Origin of the sequence: Saccharibacillus sacchari DSM 19268 (assembly GCF_000585395.1) — a bacterium.
In the GTDB taxonomy this organism is placed as follows: Bacteria; Bacillota; Bacilli; order Paenibacillales; family Paenibacillaceae; genus Saccharibacillus; species Saccharibacillus sacchari.
This window is the reverse complement of sequence record NZ_KK073875.1, coordinates 2,574,306-2,590,601: the sequence shown is the minus strand read 5'-3', so window position 1 is coordinate 2,590,601 and position 16,296 is coordinate 2,574,306. Positions and strand designations below refer to the sequence as shown.

At 54.1% G+C, this 16,296-nt stretch carries 15 protein-coding genes; 7 read left to right on the top strand and 8 right to left on the bottom strand.

Features of this window, described 5'->3' with window-relative positions:
- Positions 1-30: 30 nt before the first annotated feature.
- Complete coding sequence (locus tag SACSAC_RS11130) at positions 31-1,644, top strand: extracellular solute-binding protein (RefSeq protein ID WP_037286260.1); 1,614 nt, start codon at positions 31-33, stop codon at positions 1,642-1,644.
- 33 nt (positions 1,645-1,677) lie between these two features.
- Here the strand turns inward: SACSAC_RS11130 and SACSAC_RS11125 are convergent, their stop codons facing one another.
- Positions 1,678-2,025: a DUF4260 domain-containing protein gene (locus SACSAC_RS11125; RefSeq protein ID WP_037286258.1), complete on the bottom strand. Its 348-nt coding sequence runs from the start codon at positions 2,023-2,025 to the stop codon at positions 1,678-1,680.
- A 4-nt stretch (positions 2,026-2,029) separates the two neighbouring features.
- Positions 2,030-2,635 (bottom strand): TetR/AcrR family transcriptional regulator, encoded by a 606-nt coding sequence (locus SACSAC_RS11120; RefSeq protein ID WP_037286256.1) that lies wholly within the window; start codon positions 2,633-2,635, stop codon positions 2,030-2,032.
- Positions 2,636-3,195: 560 nt separating this feature from the next.
- Here SACSAC_RS11120 and SACSAC_RS11115 point away from each other — a divergent pair.
- On the top strand, positions 3,196-4,149 hold the full coding sequence (locus tag SACSAC_RS11115; protein WP_037286252.1) for an aldo/keto reductase: 954 nt from the start codon (positions 3,196-3,198) through the stop codon (positions 4,147-4,149).
- Positions 4,150-4,336: 187 nt separating this feature from the next.
- Here SACSAC_RS11115 and SACSAC_RS11110 read toward each other — a convergent pair whose 3' ends face one another.
- The 6 genes from SACSAC_RS11110 to SACSAC_RS11085 all read right to left on the bottom strand — a co-directional run bounded on the left by SACSAC_RS11110 (position 4,337) and on the right by SACSAC_RS11085 (position 9,711).
- On the bottom strand, positions 4,337-4,789 hold the full coding sequence (locus tag SACSAC_RS11110; RefSeq protein ID WP_037286249.1) for a helix-turn-helix domain-containing protein: 453 nt from the start codon (positions 4,787-4,789) through the stop codon (positions 4,337-4,339).
- A 219-nt stretch (positions 4,790-5,008) separates the two neighbouring features.
- A complete protein-coding gene (locus SACSAC_RS11105) occupies positions 5,009-5,503 on the bottom strand; it encodes a VOC family protein (protein WP_037286247.1) in 495 nt (164 codons plus the stop codon).
- 16 nt (positions 5,504-5,519) lie between these two features.
- Positions 5,520-7,202, bottom strand: a complete 1,683-nt coding sequence (locus SACSAC_RS11100) for a family 10 glycosylhydrolase (protein ID WP_037286244.1) — start codon at positions 7,200-7,202, stop codon at positions 5,520-5,522.
- A 76-nt stretch (positions 7,203-7,278) separates the two neighbouring features.
- Positions 7,279-7,704: a DUF3237 family protein gene (locus SACSAC_RS11095; protein WP_037286242.1), complete on the bottom strand. Its 426-nt coding sequence runs from the start codon at positions 7,702-7,704 to the stop codon at positions 7,279-7,281.
- Positions 7,705-7,707: 3 nt separating this feature from the next.
- Positions 7,708-8,646 (bottom strand): alpha/beta hydrolase, encoded by a 939-nt coding sequence (locus SACSAC_RS11090; RefSeq protein WP_245608622.1) that lies wholly within the window; start codon positions 8,644-8,646, stop codon positions 7,708-7,710.
- A 78-nt stretch (positions 8,647-8,724) separates the two neighbouring features.
- Positions 8,725-9,711: a DNA-3-methyladenine glycosylase family protein gene (locus tag SACSAC_RS11085; RefSeq protein ID WP_084778011.1), complete on the bottom strand. Its 987-nt coding sequence runs from the start codon at positions 9,709-9,711 to the stop codon at positions 8,725-8,727.
- Positions 9,712-10,093: 382 nt separating this feature from the next.
- Between SACSAC_RS11085 and SACSAC_RS11080 the strand changes: the two genes are divergently transcribed.
- The 5 genes from SACSAC_RS11080 to SACSAC_RS11060 all read left to right on the top strand — a co-directional run bounded on the left by SACSAC_RS11080 (position 10,094) and on the right by SACSAC_RS11060 (position 16,258).
- Positions 10,094-11,299, top strand: a complete 1,206-nt coding sequence (locus tag SACSAC_RS11080; RefSeq protein WP_245608621.1) for a GntR family transcriptional regulator — start codon at positions 10,094-10,096, stop codon at positions 11,297-11,299.
- A 354-nt stretch (positions 11,300-11,653) separates the two neighbouring features.
- On the top strand, positions 11,654-12,907 hold the full coding sequence (locus SACSAC_RS11075; RefSeq protein WP_037292660.1) for a glycoside hydrolase family 125 protein: 1,254 nt from the start codon (positions 11,654-11,656) through the stop codon (positions 12,905-12,907).
- A 126-nt stretch (positions 12,908-13,033) separates the two neighbouring features.
- Positions 13,034-14,404 carry an extracellular solute-binding protein gene (locus SACSAC_RS11070; protein ID WP_037286240.1) on the top strand — a complete coding sequence of 457 codons (1,371 nt, stop codon included), beginning with the start codon at positions 13,034-13,036 and terminating at the stop codon, positions 14,402-14,404.
- A 142-nt stretch (positions 14,405-14,546) separates the two neighbouring features.
- Positions 14,547-15,413, top strand: coding sequence for a carbohydrate ABC transporter permease (locus SACSAC_RS11065; protein ID WP_037286238.1), 867 nt, complete (start codon positions 14,547-14,549; stop codon positions 15,411-15,413).
- A 20-nt stretch (positions 15,414-15,433) separates the two neighbouring features.
- Positions 15,434-16,258 (top strand): carbohydrate ABC transporter permease, encoded by an 825-nt coding sequence (locus SACSAC_RS11060; RefSeq protein WP_037286235.1) that lies wholly within the window; start codon positions 15,434-15,436, stop codon positions 16,256-16,258.
- Positions 16,259-16,296: the final 38 nt, after the last annotated feature.

Sequence of the window (16,296 nt, the reverse complement as noted above, 5' to 3'; positions counted from 1 at the left end):
GGGAATCGGTTGAATAAAAGGGGGATAACGATGAACAGGACGCTGCTGCGACGATTGGCGGTTTATATCACGATAGTCTCTGCCTTGGCTTTGCTGGTCGGCTGCGCAAGAAATGCAGACGGATCGAAAGAACAAGCGGCTGCTCAGGAAGTCTCCCCGAAGTTCAACATTTCCTGGACGATGCATCAAAACCTCCCCGTCCCCGAGGATGCGGAGATGATTCGTTATGTGGAGCAAAAGTATGACGTCGATCTGGATATCTGGAATTTGGAAAACAACCGTTACGAGTCGCTGCTGGATCTGAAGCTGGCACAGGAAGGCGCGCCGGATCTGCTGCGTATTCGTCAGCCGCAGGATTTGCTCAAATATCAGCAGCAAGGGCTGCTCGCCGAGATTCCCGAGGAGACGCTGGAGCGCTATGCGCCCAATCTGATGGCTGCCATTCGTAAATATGCGCCGGATTATTCCGATCAGGGTCGGATCGACGGCAGCATCTACGGCATTCCGGTCGTGAATCCGACGAATGCTTACCGGATTCCGGTCGTGTATCGGCAAGATTGGCTGGACAAGCTGGGGCTGGACGTGCCGGACACGCTGGAGGAGTTCGAGCAGGTGATTTACGCGTTCGCGAACGAAGACCCTGACGGAAACGGCGTTAAAGATACATACGGGTTATCGCTGGAAGGCATGAACGTGGTATTCGGCGCTTTCGGGCAGGTCGCGTTTGCGGATCAGCTTTATTTTAGCGACAAGGATGGGCAGTTGGTGATCGGGGCGCTGGAGCCGGAAATGAAGGAAGCGCTGGGCTATCTGCGAAAATGGTACGCGGACGGCGTGATCGATCCCGAGTTTATTACCGGAGAAAACAAAGGCGGATATAAGCATCTTTCGCATTCTTTTATCAACGGGCGAATCGGCATGACCTCGATGGGCAATTATTATCATTGGATCGATGACGGGGATTACCGGGCGTGGACGGTGGATGCTCGCGGGGCAAGCGTGGAAACTCCGGTAAAAGCGACTTACAACGTCAAGGAATTGCAAGCGAAAAACCCGGATGCTCAAGTATCGTTTGGGCGCCCGTTCAGCGGTCCGGACGGCAAACGCGGCTCTAAAGCCTACGATATGCTGATGAGTTTTACGGCTATTGGAGCAAATGCGACGAAGGAGCCCGGCAAGTTGGAGAAAATTCTGCAAATCCTCGACGATGTCAGCGCCAATCCGGATGAAGCCGAACGTGCAACGCTGAAAAACGGCATCATCGGCAAGCATTGGAACTGGGCGGGACCGACGCGGGAGGATGTGGTGACGCTGCCGCCTTACGACCAATACGCCAACTATCTGAATACGATCGGCGCGAATATCGGGATGACCGTTCCCTACCCGCCGACCGAGCGCCGCGAGCAATGGGCCGCGACGCTGCATCTGGATCAGGACGGGATTTATAATGCGTTGGAAGTCTCCACTCCGTCGCTTGTTCGCAATAGCGAAGAGCTGATCGCGCTGCGTAATCGGGCGTATATTTCGTTTATTACCGGGGAACGTCCGCTTGCGGAGTTCGATGACTTTGTGCAGGAATTTTTGGATGCGGGCGGGGCTGAGGTGTTGGCGGAAGCGAACAAGGCCAACACCTTGTCGGAGTAAAAGATGCGGCGAAGCTTGAAGTCGGATCAAACCCTACAGCCGCTGCACGTGCGTATCTTTGAAACCGGAAGCGTATTTGAGGCCGTAGCCCATCATCCGGTCCAGTCCGATATGTGCGGTCCAGATCAAACCGATAATGGTCAGCCATGCGGTCGGGAAGATCAGGCCCAGCAGCAGGAGCAGCAATGGCACCGTATAAGTGTGCGCGGCGTTGTAAACGTAGGCGCCGATTTTATTGCCGGAAGCGTAGCCGATCATGGACAAGTCCGGGGCGAACAACAATAAGACGAAAGCGAGCCAGCCGTAGCCGTTCATGAAATAAAGCGTGGCGGATGCGGCAAGAACGAACAGGCCTTCTGCGCGGATCAGGTTTTGGTTCATGGGATTAGTCTCCTTTGTTGGAAGATCGGGATTGAATGCCTTCGAGAATCCAGCCGATGCTTTGCGAGATCTGTTCGTAGGAAAAAGGTTGCTCGTTGAGCAGCGTTGGCGCTTGCAGGGTTAGCCCGTCAAATACGGCTTGGATCAGCGAAGCGAGAAGTTCTTTTTCATGCGCTTCGATGGGAAGTTCCAGTCGGTCGATAACCTGGATGATACCGGCTTTCATTTCTTTGTAGATGCCGAGCAGTTCGGCGGCCAGCTTCTCGTTGCCTGCGCTCTCCGACCACAGGCTGACCAGCAGCATGAACCATTCCGGATTGGATTTGCGGAATTCGGCGACGTGGCGGAGTCCTTGCTCAAGCATGTCCTGCGGAGACGCCTGGGTGTCGATCTGCGCGAAAGCGGCTTTCATTCCGCGGTTGATCATCCATTCGCGGACGACTTCGACGAGCAGCGTTTCTTTGGTTCCGAAGTGGTAGCCGATCAGGCCCTGAGCGACTCCGGCTTTGGCGGCGATGTCTTTCATGGAGGCTTTGGCGTAACCGACTTGGCCGAATAGGGTGAAGGCGGATTGCATGATGGCGAGTTTACGTTCGTCTTCTTTTGGCATAAGTGTCTCCTTTGGGAAATCCTATTCGTTTGAAGGGCGGGGCGCTGCGGGAGAAATTCGTTCAAGACGCTGTCTCACTCGGAAAAGGGATTGGATTTGAATAAGGAATCTTTCCGGGTTCAAAGGCCAACATAGCGTTATATGTTACCGCAGGTTTTCTTCGAAACCCTGTATTTCACTGAATTTCTCCCTCCGCTTGCTTCGCCGTTTCAAGAGTAGGATTTTAAATTTTTTTGGGGTAGGGGGAACATATCCCTGTTCAATTTGGTTTGGATTTTTTCTTCGGTTGGTTAGTTAAAAGAATGCATTTTTCGACTCTACAACATTCGACCTCAATCTTTTGCTGTTTCTCTCTTCAATGCTAAACCGAAAACTGTTTGATCGAACAGTCAGTTTGTGTGTTTAATATAAAACTGTTCGAGTGAACAGTCAAGAAGTTTTTTTGCCTGTTAATGGTGTTACCTGTATAGGCGTAGTGTGGTTAGGGGATTGGGAAGGGGGTAGGATGAGTGTATTCGCGGGGTCGAAAGATTGTCCGCAGAGACGAGAGGTGAACAGATATGGTTGGGAAAAGAAAGCTTGGATCGCAAGGGCTTGAAGTATCGGGGATTGGACTGGGGACGATGATGATGCCGGATACGGAAGAGTCGGTAGAGACGATTCGCGGGGCGTTGGATTTGGGCGTGAAGATGTTCGACACGGCGGATTTGTACGGGGATTTTGTATCGGGGCAGTTTGGCGGGAATGAGAAGACGGTTGGGCGGGCGCTGCGCGGGCGGCGGGATGAAGTGATTGTGGCGACGAAGTTTGGGGTGACGCATACGCAGGGGCCGAAGGGTGATCCGGCTTATATTAAGAAATCGGTGGATGCCAGCTTGTATAGTCTGGGGCTGGATTATATCGATCTGTATTACCAGCATCGGCCTGATCCGAATACGCCGATTGAGGAGACGGTCGGGACGCTTGCGGATCTGGTGCAGCAGGGCAAGATTCGGTATATCGGATTGTCGGAAGCTCCGGCTGAGCTGATTCGGCGCGCGCATGCGGTGCATCCTTTGTCTGCGGTTCAGACGGAGTATTCGCTGTGGAGTCGTGAAGTCGAAGATGAAGTGCTACCGGTGTTAAAGGAGCTTGGGATCGGATTGGTTCCGTATAGTCCGCTCGGTCGAGGATTTTTGACGGGGCAGATCAAGACGTTCGACGATTTGCCTGCGGACGATTACCGTCGGTATTACGAGCGGTTCCAGGGGGATAATTTTGCGAAAAACGTGGCGGTCGTGGCTTTAATCGAGCAGTTGGCTGAGGAAAAAGGCGTGACGCCGGCGCAGCTTGGGCTGGCCTGGTTATTAGCGCAGGGCGAGCAGATCGTGCCGATCCCGGGGACGAAAAGATTGGAGCGCGTGCGCGAGAACCTGGGTGCGCTGGAGATCGAGCTGAGCACGGATGATCTGGCGGAGATCGAACGCATTTCGCCGAGAGGCGTAGCGGCGGGCGGGAGATTCGGCGCTTTTTAACCGTTAAGAAGACTTACGCTCTGAACAAAAAGAGGCTGCTCCATGTCGCGGATACGACTGTGGAGCAGATTTTTTTGCGATTCCGATCATCGTATACCCGCCGTCCGCAAACAGCGTGCTCTCCGTCGTAAAGCCGGTCTCTATCGCCTACAGCACCGCGCACGCGATTTCTTCCTGCTCTTTAAAACTACTCCTTCTTGTACTGCTCCTTTAAGATCCCCGAGCCTACTCCGCCGCCGACCATCAGGATCAACGGTCCGAAGTTCCATAGGAACGATCCGCCGAACACCTCGAATTCCCACTCCGTCAAACGGCTCGCGATCAACAAAACGATTTTGAGCGCCAGCAGGGCGGCACCCAATAAGAAAACGACGTCGAACATATACTTCAATCTGGGATGCGCCAACTTTTTGCTTTCCTGGATCACTTTTTGCTTCAGCTCCTCATCGCTTCGCAGCAGTTCGTCGATCGTCACTTCGAACAAATCGCTGAGCTTGATAATCACTTCGATGCTCGGATAGTTCTGACCGGTTTCCCACTTGGATACCGACTGGCGGCTGACGAACAATTTTTCCGCCAATTCCTCTTGCGACCAGTTTCGTTTTGCGCGTTCCGCTTTCAGCTTTTCCGAGAAGATCATAAGAACAACTGCCTTTCTGCAAGGGATGAGTTTAGCATGCCGGAGTTCCGGCGCATAATAAAGAACGAATCCGTTGCACAGCTTCGCAACCGTAGGTTGCAAGCCTTATGCGACGCGGATTCCGGTCGTTTTTTCACAAAAAAAACAAATGGCTCTCCCTAAAGAAACCGGGAGAACCATAGGAGCAGAAATCGAAAACAGAAAGAGTCAAAATCCTCTTTAACCTTCGTATGCCCGCTCCAATTCGGCAATATCGATCTTGTGCATCTGAAGCAGAGCTTTCATGACTCGACCGGCACGGTCGGGATCGCCGCCGGCCAATAGCGCGTTCAGCTTGGTCGGCACGATCTGCCAAGAGACGCCGAATCGATCCTTAAGCCAGCCGCATTGCTGCGCTTTCCCGTCTCCGCCTTCGGACAACCCGTTCCAGAAATGATCGACTTCAGCCTGATCTTCGCAATGCACGACGAACGAGATCGCTTCGGTAAACTTGAATTCGGGACCGCCGTTAAGCGCGATGAAGTACTGGCCGTCCAGCTCGAATTCGACGGTCATCGCCTTGCCTTCGGACGTCGGATCATAGCTTTCTTTACCGTAACGGGTCACGCGGTTTATGCGGGAATCCCGGAACAGGGACGTGTAGAGCTTGGCTGCTTCCTCGGCTTGAAAATTGAACCACAGATTGGGCGTGATCTTACGGATTTTGCCGGACATGCGAACGCCTCCCTTATTATTTGTGGATGAGGTTACCCAACACGGCTTTTCCGGCCGAATCCTTGCCCGGATTGCTGAGCGCAAGGCCGATATAGGCTTGAGTATTCATCGCGAACCTGATCGTTCCGACCCGCTCCCAGCGTTTACCGTCTGTAGAAAAGGAGCCGACGAACGTGTTGCCCTGACGGCTCAGCTTCAACCAACCCGGAACGGACGCTTCGGCGGTGCGATCGACCGTATCCCCGGCCGTTTTCTCCCGATACTGGAACGATGCTCCGTTCTTCGGGGTCAGTACCATATCGACATGTTTGGCGTCCGCAGCCAGCGATTCCCGGATCGAGAGACCAACCTTCGCCCAGTCATCCAGTCGGCTGACCGACTTCACCTGGACGATCATCTCCGCGTTGCCTTTTAACGGCTGGTAGATGAAATTAAGCTGATCCGAATCACCCCAGACATCCGAAGAACTGCCGCTGAGCGTAAACTGCTTTTTGGACGCGCTGTAGCTGACTTTTCCCGGCATCGAACCGATATTTCTGGCGCTCCAGTCTTCCGGCAGTTTCGCGGCATAGTCTTCTTCGCCCGAAGACGGCCAGCCTGTGCGTTCGTCGATCGCCGCCAGCTCATCCTCCGTCCATGCCCCGTAGGCGAAGAACGATAAGCGGTTTACATTCGGATAGTTCTGCCGGATGCCTGCGTAGATTTCCTGATAATCTTCATCCGTCCAATCCTGATCCAGCGTCGGCACGATCTGCGCGGACGTCCCGGCGAGGCGGTCGCGAGTGTCTTTTAAAATGCCGGATTCGCTGCCGTACACCCATTCGCTCTTGAAGCCCCAATCGTCGAAGTAGGCCATCGGCGCGATGAAATCGACGTGCTGTTTGAATTTGGCTACGTTTTGCCCGACTTCGGTAAACTCCGGCGGCAGAACGTACACGCCAAGCTGCACATCCGGGTTTGTAGAACGGGAAATATCCTGACGCACGTCGCTCACATACTGCCCAATACGGTCGGTTCGCCACTCGTTCCACTGTCTGCGCTGCGGCGAATCTTTATCGAAGTCGATCGTAAGCGGCGAATAGCCGAATTTAGCTTTATACTGGGCAATCGTATAATCGCTCACATCCATGTTGTAGTCGTCAAAACGAATCCAATCCAGCGTCACTCCGTCCACCGAATAGTTCTCGACGACTTCCCGGACGATAGATCGTTCATACTGCTGCACCTGCGGATGAAGCGGATTGACGAAATACTCGCTGCCGTTCGATCCGGTAAAAGGCGTCCGTTTCCCGTCCACCAGCGACTGCATCTGCCAAGCCTCGTTTTTCAGAAAAGCCTCCTGATCATGGAACTGCGGAATCCAGGCATGAACCTTGATCCCGGCCGCATGAGCCTGGGTCACGACCTCCCGCAAAGCGTCGAAATCCTCGTAACCGTCGGCGATCGGGGCAATGTCGCTCTGGTAAAAGACTTGGCCCGAAGGCACTTCGTCGTCTTCGTCCTGCTTCACGTTCATGCTGATCACGTCGACGCCGTAGCGCTCCGCCTGTTCGACGAAAGCTTCGACGTCTTCTTTGTCGGTAAATTGATTGACCGTCCGGACGATAACCTCCGTTTCGAACGGCGGATAATCGCCCGATTCGGCCCAAGTCGACGCGGAAGTTCCGACCGACGAGCCCAGCAACAAGAGAGTGGACACTGCTGCAATTTTCCTTTTCCAAAACCTTGTCATCTTAAAGCCTCCACCCCTTCGAATGATAAAACTTCCGCCCGGATCATCCTTCGCGGTAGATCCGGATTTCGACGCCCGACTCGGCCGGGAACCCTTCTCCGATCAGCGCGCTGTCGTTCAGAAAAGCAAGCGCGCGGCTGTTGGTGACAATTCGCGGCGACGTACGAAACAGCACGTCCGTCAGCGCGGGATCGACTTCTCCGTTATTTTCGATATACAGCTCGCATTCCTGCCCGGCGTGATCCGTCCCTCGCAGCATATAACGGGCGGATAGGCGATGTCGACCGTTACGTTCGATAATCTGAGTATCCACGCCGCCGTCCAGCACCTTTCCTTCGAAATACGTTCCCGTCGCATGTCCCGTAAAAGGGATCATAACGACGGAATCGCCGTGTTCGTTGTTCAGATGCAGCGCTTTGGCCGTGATGACATGGACTCTAATGACTTCTTCCCGCTCTCTGTTTATCATCGGTCAATCGACCTCGTGTTGAAAGGGTGCCTGAGTGAACGGACGATTGAGATGCACCGACAAAAATTGGGCCGTGATGTCCAGCACCTGCGGATTCCACACGCCCGTTCCGTGATCCGCACCCGCTACTTTGTAAAACAGAACGTTTTGCCCATGCGACTTCAACGCTTTGTACATCTCGACGCTCTGGTTCACGTGCACGATGCTGTCGCTGTCGCCGTGAATAATCAGGAACGGCGGAAGCTCGCGGCTCAGATCCTGGTGGATCGGGCTGGCCTTTTTCGCGGCTTCTTCGTTCTCCGAGACCCGTCCGCCGATCAGCAGTCCTTCCGGCGAATCCGCGGCATCATGATCGAGAATATCGTTGTAGCGTCCTAAAGTGAGCAGATCGGAGACGCCGTAATAATCGACTACCGCCAGCACTTCGTCCGACTGCTCGCCGCACAAGCCGTTGTTATATTCGCCGATCGTCAGTCCCGTCATCAGCGACAAATGCCCGCCCGACGAGTCGCCCCAGACGGCTGCGCGACGCGGATCGACGCCGTATTCGTCCGCGTGCTGCCTCATGAACCGGAGCGCGCTTTTCACGTCTTCGAGCGCGGCCGGAAACTGCGCGATGTCCGTATCCCGAATCTGGACGCTGGCGATCACATAACCTTTGGCCGCGATCTGCGACAGATTCGGAATCCCGGCGTAGACGTCCTGAGGACGCCAAGCCGATCCTTGAATAAAAACGATCAGCGGAAAGGCATACCCTTCCCGGTGCGGCGTGATGATCTGAAGCTTTCTGTCGATCCCGTCATGCGTCGCATAGGCGACATCCGGGCGATACGTGCAAGAATAGTAGGTTCCGGCTTCTGCAAAATCCCCGTATACGACCTGCGTTCCTTCGGGCATTTCGTTGGCTGCCCGGCGCGCTGCTTGTTGATCCAGTTGATCCAATAGAAGACTCCCCTTCCGTGTAAACGCTTAACTTCATTTTACCGCTTCCGCTGCATAAGCTCCACGATTTTCCAACCTTCAATACAAAAACCGCCACAAATAAAATGTCGCGTACGACTCCCACAGCGTCCATCCGGCGGAAAGTTCCAGAATACGTTCTTTGCTCGGCTTCGCGTCTAGTCCCAGCACATGCCGGATCGAATGATGCAGCCCCACGTCGTCGATCGGAAAAGCATCCGGCATCCGCAAGCAGCGCATTAGCACGTAATGCGCGGTCCACGGCCCGATGCCGCGGATTTGCACCAGCCTTTTTTCCGCTTGCTTCACGTCGCCGGTTTGCAGCAGTTGTTCCTTCGTCAGTCCCCCGCTCGCGATCAATCGTGCCGTATCGACAAGATACTCACACTTTTTGACCGTTGTCATGCCCGCCGCGGACAAATCCTCCGGCGTTAATACCGCGATATCTTCGGCAGTCGGAAACAGCCAATACCGCTCTCCCCCGCGCTCGATAAAGCGGCCGAACTTTTCGACGAACCTTCTTTTTAACGTATAAGCAAACCCCAAATTAATCTGCTGCCCCAAAATCCCCCAACAAATCGCTTCATACAAATCAGGAATGCCCATATTGCGCAGCCCGTAAAAAGAAACCACAGCCTCTTTAAGCAATGGATCTCCAGCCGCCATCTCGTAAAAAGGCTTAAGATCCGTACCCAAATCGAACCAGTCATGCACGTATCGAGCAACGCCTTCGCGAAGCGCCGAACTATCGACCAGAGGCTCCTCTATAAAGCGAATACGCAAATAATGCTCGCCTTCGGCAGCAATCTCCACAACCGTATCTTCCTCCCCGACAGCAATCGCCTTATAAATCCGCCCTTCCCGCAACGTATACAGCGATTCATTAGTTGCCGTCGACAGATGATTATAGTTTTCTTCAAAACTGAATTCGCTCGGAACACGAAGCCAAATATCGGAGCCGTCGTTTTCGTAAAAGAAAGGCTTGTTCGGACTGATGTCAGCTTGAAAAGGATGCCGATTCTCAAAAGATTCGTTAGCGTTCTGCATGGATGCGACAGCCTCCTTTTCTATAAAAATAAATAGATTTAAAATTCCTAAGCCTCAACAAACCCCAACGTAGCTGGAAGCGAGAAGACGGAGAGAGAAATTCAGTTCAAGACGCCTTTGAACTTGGAAAACTTCAACTCAAACTTTCAATCGACTTTTCCAAGTGAGACAGCGAATTGAACGAATTTCTCTCGCAGTCTTCTCGCTTCCCGCTCCACCCCCCTCACCCACACAAACTTTCCCATGTTTTTCTTTTTACAGAAAAAGCGTATACTGTTCAAGAATCGAACAAGGATGAAACGATATTCTTTCCTTTGTTGATATAACATGATATATTAAATCTAATACGACTAGAAAAGGTTTTCTGGAGGAGGTACTTGCATTGAAGAATGATTCGGCCTCCAAGCCGATGTACGAGCAAATATTCGAAGCTTTGCGGGAACGCATACGCCTGCAACAATACAAGATCGGAGACCGGGTCCCTTCCGAAAAAGAATTGTGCGACGAGTTCGGCGTCAGCCGGATCACGACGAAAAAAGCGCTGGAAATGTTGGTCGCCCAGCAGCTTGTCGTCCGTCAACCGGGCCGGGGCTCTTTTGTAGCCGATCCTGCGCTGTTTGCCGACCCTACTCTTGCGCAGGAATCGGCAGAAGCGGCGCTCTCAGGCATTTCGGATAAAAAGAGCGGTCGCTCTTCCGCGACGAACCGCAAGCGAATGATCGGACTGGTTATTACCCACTTTAGCGATATGTACGGCACGGAGCTGGTGTACGGGATGGAAGAAGCTTCGCGCGAGCACGACGGTTTCCTGGTGCTGCGGCGTTCGTTCGGCGTGCCCGAGCAGGAGCAGCGCAATATCGTGGAGCTGCTGGAATTGGGCGTGGACGGCCTGATCATTTTCCCGGCGCAGGGCGAATACTTCAGCGAAGAGATTCTGAAGCTGGTGATCGGCAAGTTCCCGTTCGTGATGATCGACCGCTTCCTGAAAGGCATTCCCGCCTCGTCCGTCAGTACGGATAACGCCGGCGCGGCGAAGGCCGGAACGCGTCACCTGTTCGAGCTGGGACACCGGAATATCGCTTTTCTGACCCAACCGCCTATCAACACGACGGCTATCGAAGAACGGATCAAAGGCATCGTCGACGCGCATGCCGAGCAGGGCGTGCTGGTGAATCGGGAGCTGTGGGTCGAATCGCTGGTATCCACTCTGCCGAACTCGTTCGATCCGCAGGATCAAGTGACGGACGTGGATACGCTCGTGCGCCATCTGGAAGCGCATCCGGAGATCACGGCGTTGTTCGCCGCCGAATACCCGATTGCCCTGCTCGCGGAACAGGCGGCCGCCAAGCTGGGACGGCGAATTCCGGAAGACCTGTCGCTGATCTGCTTCGATAGCCCGGAGAACCCGAATGATATCCGCGTTACGCATCTGAGACAGAATCAATTCGAGATGGGCAAAAAGGCTTTTGAAATGGTGATCGAGCTGATGAAAAGCACGGAGCATGTCGTTCAGCGCATCGAGCTTCCGGCCGAGCTGGTTCGGGGAAAGACGGTCGCGGAGGCCAAAACGCCGTCGGGTCGACAGTAAAGCAAAGCTATTCATCGAGCGCTATCCATCGAGCAGCAGTCTAGGGCGTGTCCTCAAAATCTGCTTCCATCGAGGCTTGAAGGCACGCCCTAAAAGAGATCCGGAATCCCGGGTCTCTTTTTTGTTGCGCATAGATGCAAATTGTGTCGAAAAACAAGGCAGAATTTATGCAGGATGATATATCATTTATTCTTTAAAAAAGAAAAAAATCGATGTTTAATCGAATAAATATATTGACATGACAATACAATCGAATTAGGATGATGAAAGCGATTAACTTTACGATAACTTTTACGAGGAGGCTGAAACGTGACGGTTCCCAACCATTCCACGATCCCGAAATCTTTGCAAACCATGATCGAGCGCATCCGGCAAAACCTGCCCGATCAGCCCAAATTGGTCAGCATGTTCGAAAATTGTTTTACCAATACGCTGCTCACTACTATTCAGCAAAAAGAAGACGGCACGACCTTCGTCATTACCGGCGACATTCCCGCCATGTGGCTGCGCGATTCCGCGGCTCAGGTCAGACCGTATCTGATTCTCGCCCAGCAAGACGAACAGATCGCTTCCATGATCGAAGGTCTGGTCAAGCGGCAGATTCAGTATATTCGCCTTGACCCTTATGCAAACGCTTTTAACGAACAGCAAAGCGGCAACGGCCATCAAGACGACCTGACCGAGATGAACGATTGGATCTGGGAACGCAAGTACGAGATCGACTCGCTCGCGTATCCGATTCAATTGAGCTATCTGCTCTGGAAAAACAGCGGGCGCACGTCGCAGTTCGACGAATCGTACCGCGAAGCGGCCCGGACGATCTTGGAACTTTGGCGCACCGAGCAGCATCACGAGACGCAATCGCCGTATACGTTCCAGCGCTTGAACGCGCCGCTAACCGATACGCTGGTCCGCGAAGGCAAAGGCAGCGAAACCGCCTACACCGGAATGACCTGGTCGGGCTTCCGTCCGAGCGACGATTGCTGCGAATACGGCTATCTGGTTCCGTCCAACATGTTCGCAGTCGTGGCGCTGCGTTATCTGATCGAGATCGCCGAAACCGTGTACGGCGATCAGGAGCTGGCGGCTCAAGCACGCCAATTGGCTGAAGAGATTCAACAAGGCATCGACAAACACGCGATCGTCGAGCATCCGGAGTTCGGACGCATCTACGCGTACGAGACGGACGGCTTCGGCAATCACAACCTGATGGACGACGCCAACGTGCCGAGCCTGCTCGCCCTGCCTTATCTGGGTTATGTCGACGAGAACGATGAAGTGTATCTCAACACCCGCCGCTTCATCCTCAGCTCGTCCAACCCTTATTTCTATGAAGGAACCGCCGCTTCGGGCATCGGAAGCCCGCATACGCCGGAAGGCTACATCTGGCATATCGCATTGTCGATGCAGGGACTGACTTCGCAGGAGCGGGAAGAAAAGCTGCGCCTGCTGGAGTTGATCCGCGATACGGATGCCGATACAGGGCTGACGCACGAAGGCTTTTCCGTCAATGATCCGCATCAATACACGCGCCCCTGGTTTTCCTGGTCCAATATGCTGTTCAGCGAACTTCTGATGGACTACTGCGGACTTCGCATCCATAAATAAGCCAATCGAACACAAGAAATACGAACCGACTCACGGCGAACGAGCCCGGCAAGACGCGGGATCTAAGCCGGGCGGCCGCGTTACCCAATAATCCGGGATCATCGATCCCGACAGAGGAGAATCCCTATGAGAAAGACGATCCCGTTCAAAGCCATGCTCACCGCAACCGTCGCTTCCGCCCTGCTTATGACCACCGCCTGCGGCGGCGGCTCCGGCAGCAGCGCGGCAGACGGCAAAACGGAAGTCACCGTATCGTTCCGTTCTTCCGGTTCGGAAGACACGCTGACGAAGTTCTTCGAATCCGGCCTGGTAACGACCTTCGAAGAACAGAATCCGGACATCAAGATCAACATCGCGCCGGTCCTGGCCAGCGAAGGCGACTATACGTCCAAAATGGTGCTGCAAATGAAATCGCCGGACACCGCTCCCGACCTGATCGCGGAAGATACGTCGATCATCAAATCCGACGCGGCGGCCGGTTATCTGGAACCGCTCGATACCCAAGTGGCCGGATGGTCGGATTGGAACGAGCATATTATCGAGAACCTGAAAGCCGGCGTGACCGGAGAAGACGGCAAAGTGTACGGCGTTCCGGCAACCTCCGATACGCGCGGCATTTGGTATAACAAAGACCTGTTCGCGCAGGCCGGCCTTCCGGTTCCGTTCGAACCGAAAAGCTGGGCGGACGTTCTCGACGCCGCCCGCACGATCAAGCAGCAATTGCCGGAAGTGACCCCGCTCAACCTGATCGTCGGCAAGTCGAACGGCGAAGGCGTGACCATGCAGACGCTGGAAATGCTGCTGTACGGCACGGAAAACGCACTGTACAACGACGACAGCAAAAAGTGGGATTTGGACAGCCAAGGCATGCTCGACTCGTTCAACTTCATCAATCAAGTATTCAACGTCGACAAAGTCGGCCCGTCGATGCAGGTCGCGCTCAACGGCCAAGCGGGCAGCATCGCGTTCCAGCAGCTGCTTCCGCAAGACAAGCTCGCAATGGCGGTAGACGGAAGCTGGGCAGGCTCGACTTGGGCGGCGAACGGCGCGGCTCCGATCGAGAACGTCGAAGAGAAAATGGGCTTCGCCCCGTTCCCGACGCAAAACGGCCAAGAACCGGGTTCGACTACGATGTCCGGCGGTTGGGCATGGTCGATTCCGGCGCAAGCACAGCAAAAAGAAGCCGCTTGGAAGTTCATGGAGTTCCTCATGAACAAAGAAAACGCGACCGGACGCGTCGTGGCGGAAGGCAGTCTCAGCCCGCGCAACGACTCGGTGGACGTGGAAGGCTACACGGACCGTCCGTTTACCGAAGAAGCGCAGGAACTGCTGAACGTCGCGCATTTCCGTCCGGCCAACGATCAATACGCAACCGTGTCGGCACAACTGCAAAGCATCGTCGAAAGCATCGCCTCCGGCAACCTGTCGCCGGAAGACGCCGTGAAGCAATTGAAAGAAAACGTCTCCCGCTCGCTCGGTGCGGACAGCATCGAATAATTTCAGCATCAGGGCGCGCGCAGCCTTTGAAGACGGCAAAAACGGCCCGTCGTCGAGCATTCGCGCGCGGCTTGACCCTATTGCCATCTATGGGCGGAGGAGCATCTGCTCTTTCGCCCTTTCCACGAATGGAGTGTGAACCATGACCCGAAAAATGCCCGGAGCGTTTCTGTTTTTGATGCCCTCCGTTTTGCTTCTGTTGATCTTTTTCATCGTGCCGATCTTCCTGACGATCGGACTGGCTTTTACCAATATGGCGTTAACCGGAGCCGCGGCGAAAAGTCTTGAATTTGTCGGTTTCCAAAACTTCGTGAATATGTTCCATGACCCGGATTTCCGGATCAGCGTCTGGCGCACTTTGATTTTCCTGATCTTCTCCGCCGTCATCGGGCAGGTTCTGCTGGGCTTTATCCTGGCGCTGCTGATGAAGGAAAAAAACGTCACGTTCCGCCGGATCATCGGCATTATCGTCATCGCGGGTTGGGTCACGCCCGAGATTGTCGTTGCGTTCTGCATGGTCGCGTTCTTCAGCGACAACGGTTCGCTCAATCAGATTCTGGGCTGGTTCGGCGTCAGTCCGATCTCCTGGCTGTTCTCGTTCCCGATGGTCAGCGTCATTATCGCCAATATCTGGCATGGCACCGCCTTTTCCATGATGGTCTACCAATCCGCGCTCGACGATATTCCGAAAGAAGTCGAAGAAGCGGCGATTATCGACAGCGCGACCGGATTCCAAATCATTCGCCATATCACCATTCCGATGGTGAAAGGTTCGATCGTCACGAATATGATGCTGGTCACGCTGCAAACACTCGGCGTGTTCACGCTTGTCTATACGATGACCGGAGGCGGCCCGGGCACATCCACCCAAACGCTGCCGATCTTTATGTACAACCAGGCTTTCGTGAATTATCAGTTCGGTTACGGCACGGCGATCTCGCTGGTTCTGCTACTGATCGGCATCATTGCCAGCCTGTTCTACATGCGTTCGATGAAGGTCAAGGTCTAACATGAAGGAGGTGCACCGTAATGGTCAAACATAGACTTCAGCGCAATATCCAATACGGCATTCTGGTCGTGCTCGGCTTGTGCTTCCTGCTGCCGCTGCTCTGGATCATTCTCGCTTCGTTCGATCCCAACGCTCAACAAGGCATCAAAGCCCCGGACACTTGGACGCTGCAAAATTTCAAAGACGTTCTGACGGATTCCAGCAATCTGCGCTCGTTCGGCGTCGGCCTCGTGCTGTCCGGCGGTCAAGCGCTGCTGGTTGTTATCGTATCCGTACTGGCGGCGTATCCGCTGTCCCGTTACGAAATGCGATTCAAAAAAAGCTTCCTGCTCTCCATCCTGTTCATGACGGCATTGCCGATCACGGCAGTCATGGTTCCGGTATTCCAAATGTTCCTGTATCTTAATTTGCAAAACTCGATCTTCGCCACGATGCTGTTCCTGACTTCGTCGTCGCTGCCGTACGGCATCTGGATGATGAAAAACTTCATGGACTCCGTGCCGATCGACCTCGAAGAAGCGGCTTGGATGGACGGCGCTTCGGTCTGGACCGGATTGCGCAAAGTGGTCGCTCCGCTGATGCTGCCCGGCATCTCGACAATCGCGATCTTTACCTTTTCCGGGAGCTGGGGCAACTTCTTCGTTCCGTATATCCTGCTTCAGACGCCGGACAAGCTTCCCGCGTCGGTTACGATCTATCAATTCTTCGGCAGTCACGGTATGGTGGAGTATGGAAGACTCGCCGCGTTCTCGCTGCTGTATACCATGCCGTCGGTCGTTCTTTACATTTTCTCGCAACGCTATATGTCCAAAGGCTTCAGTATGGGCGGAGCGACGAAAGGTTAATCACATCGTTAGGCGGCTTGTCTCGATTCGTTGTGCAA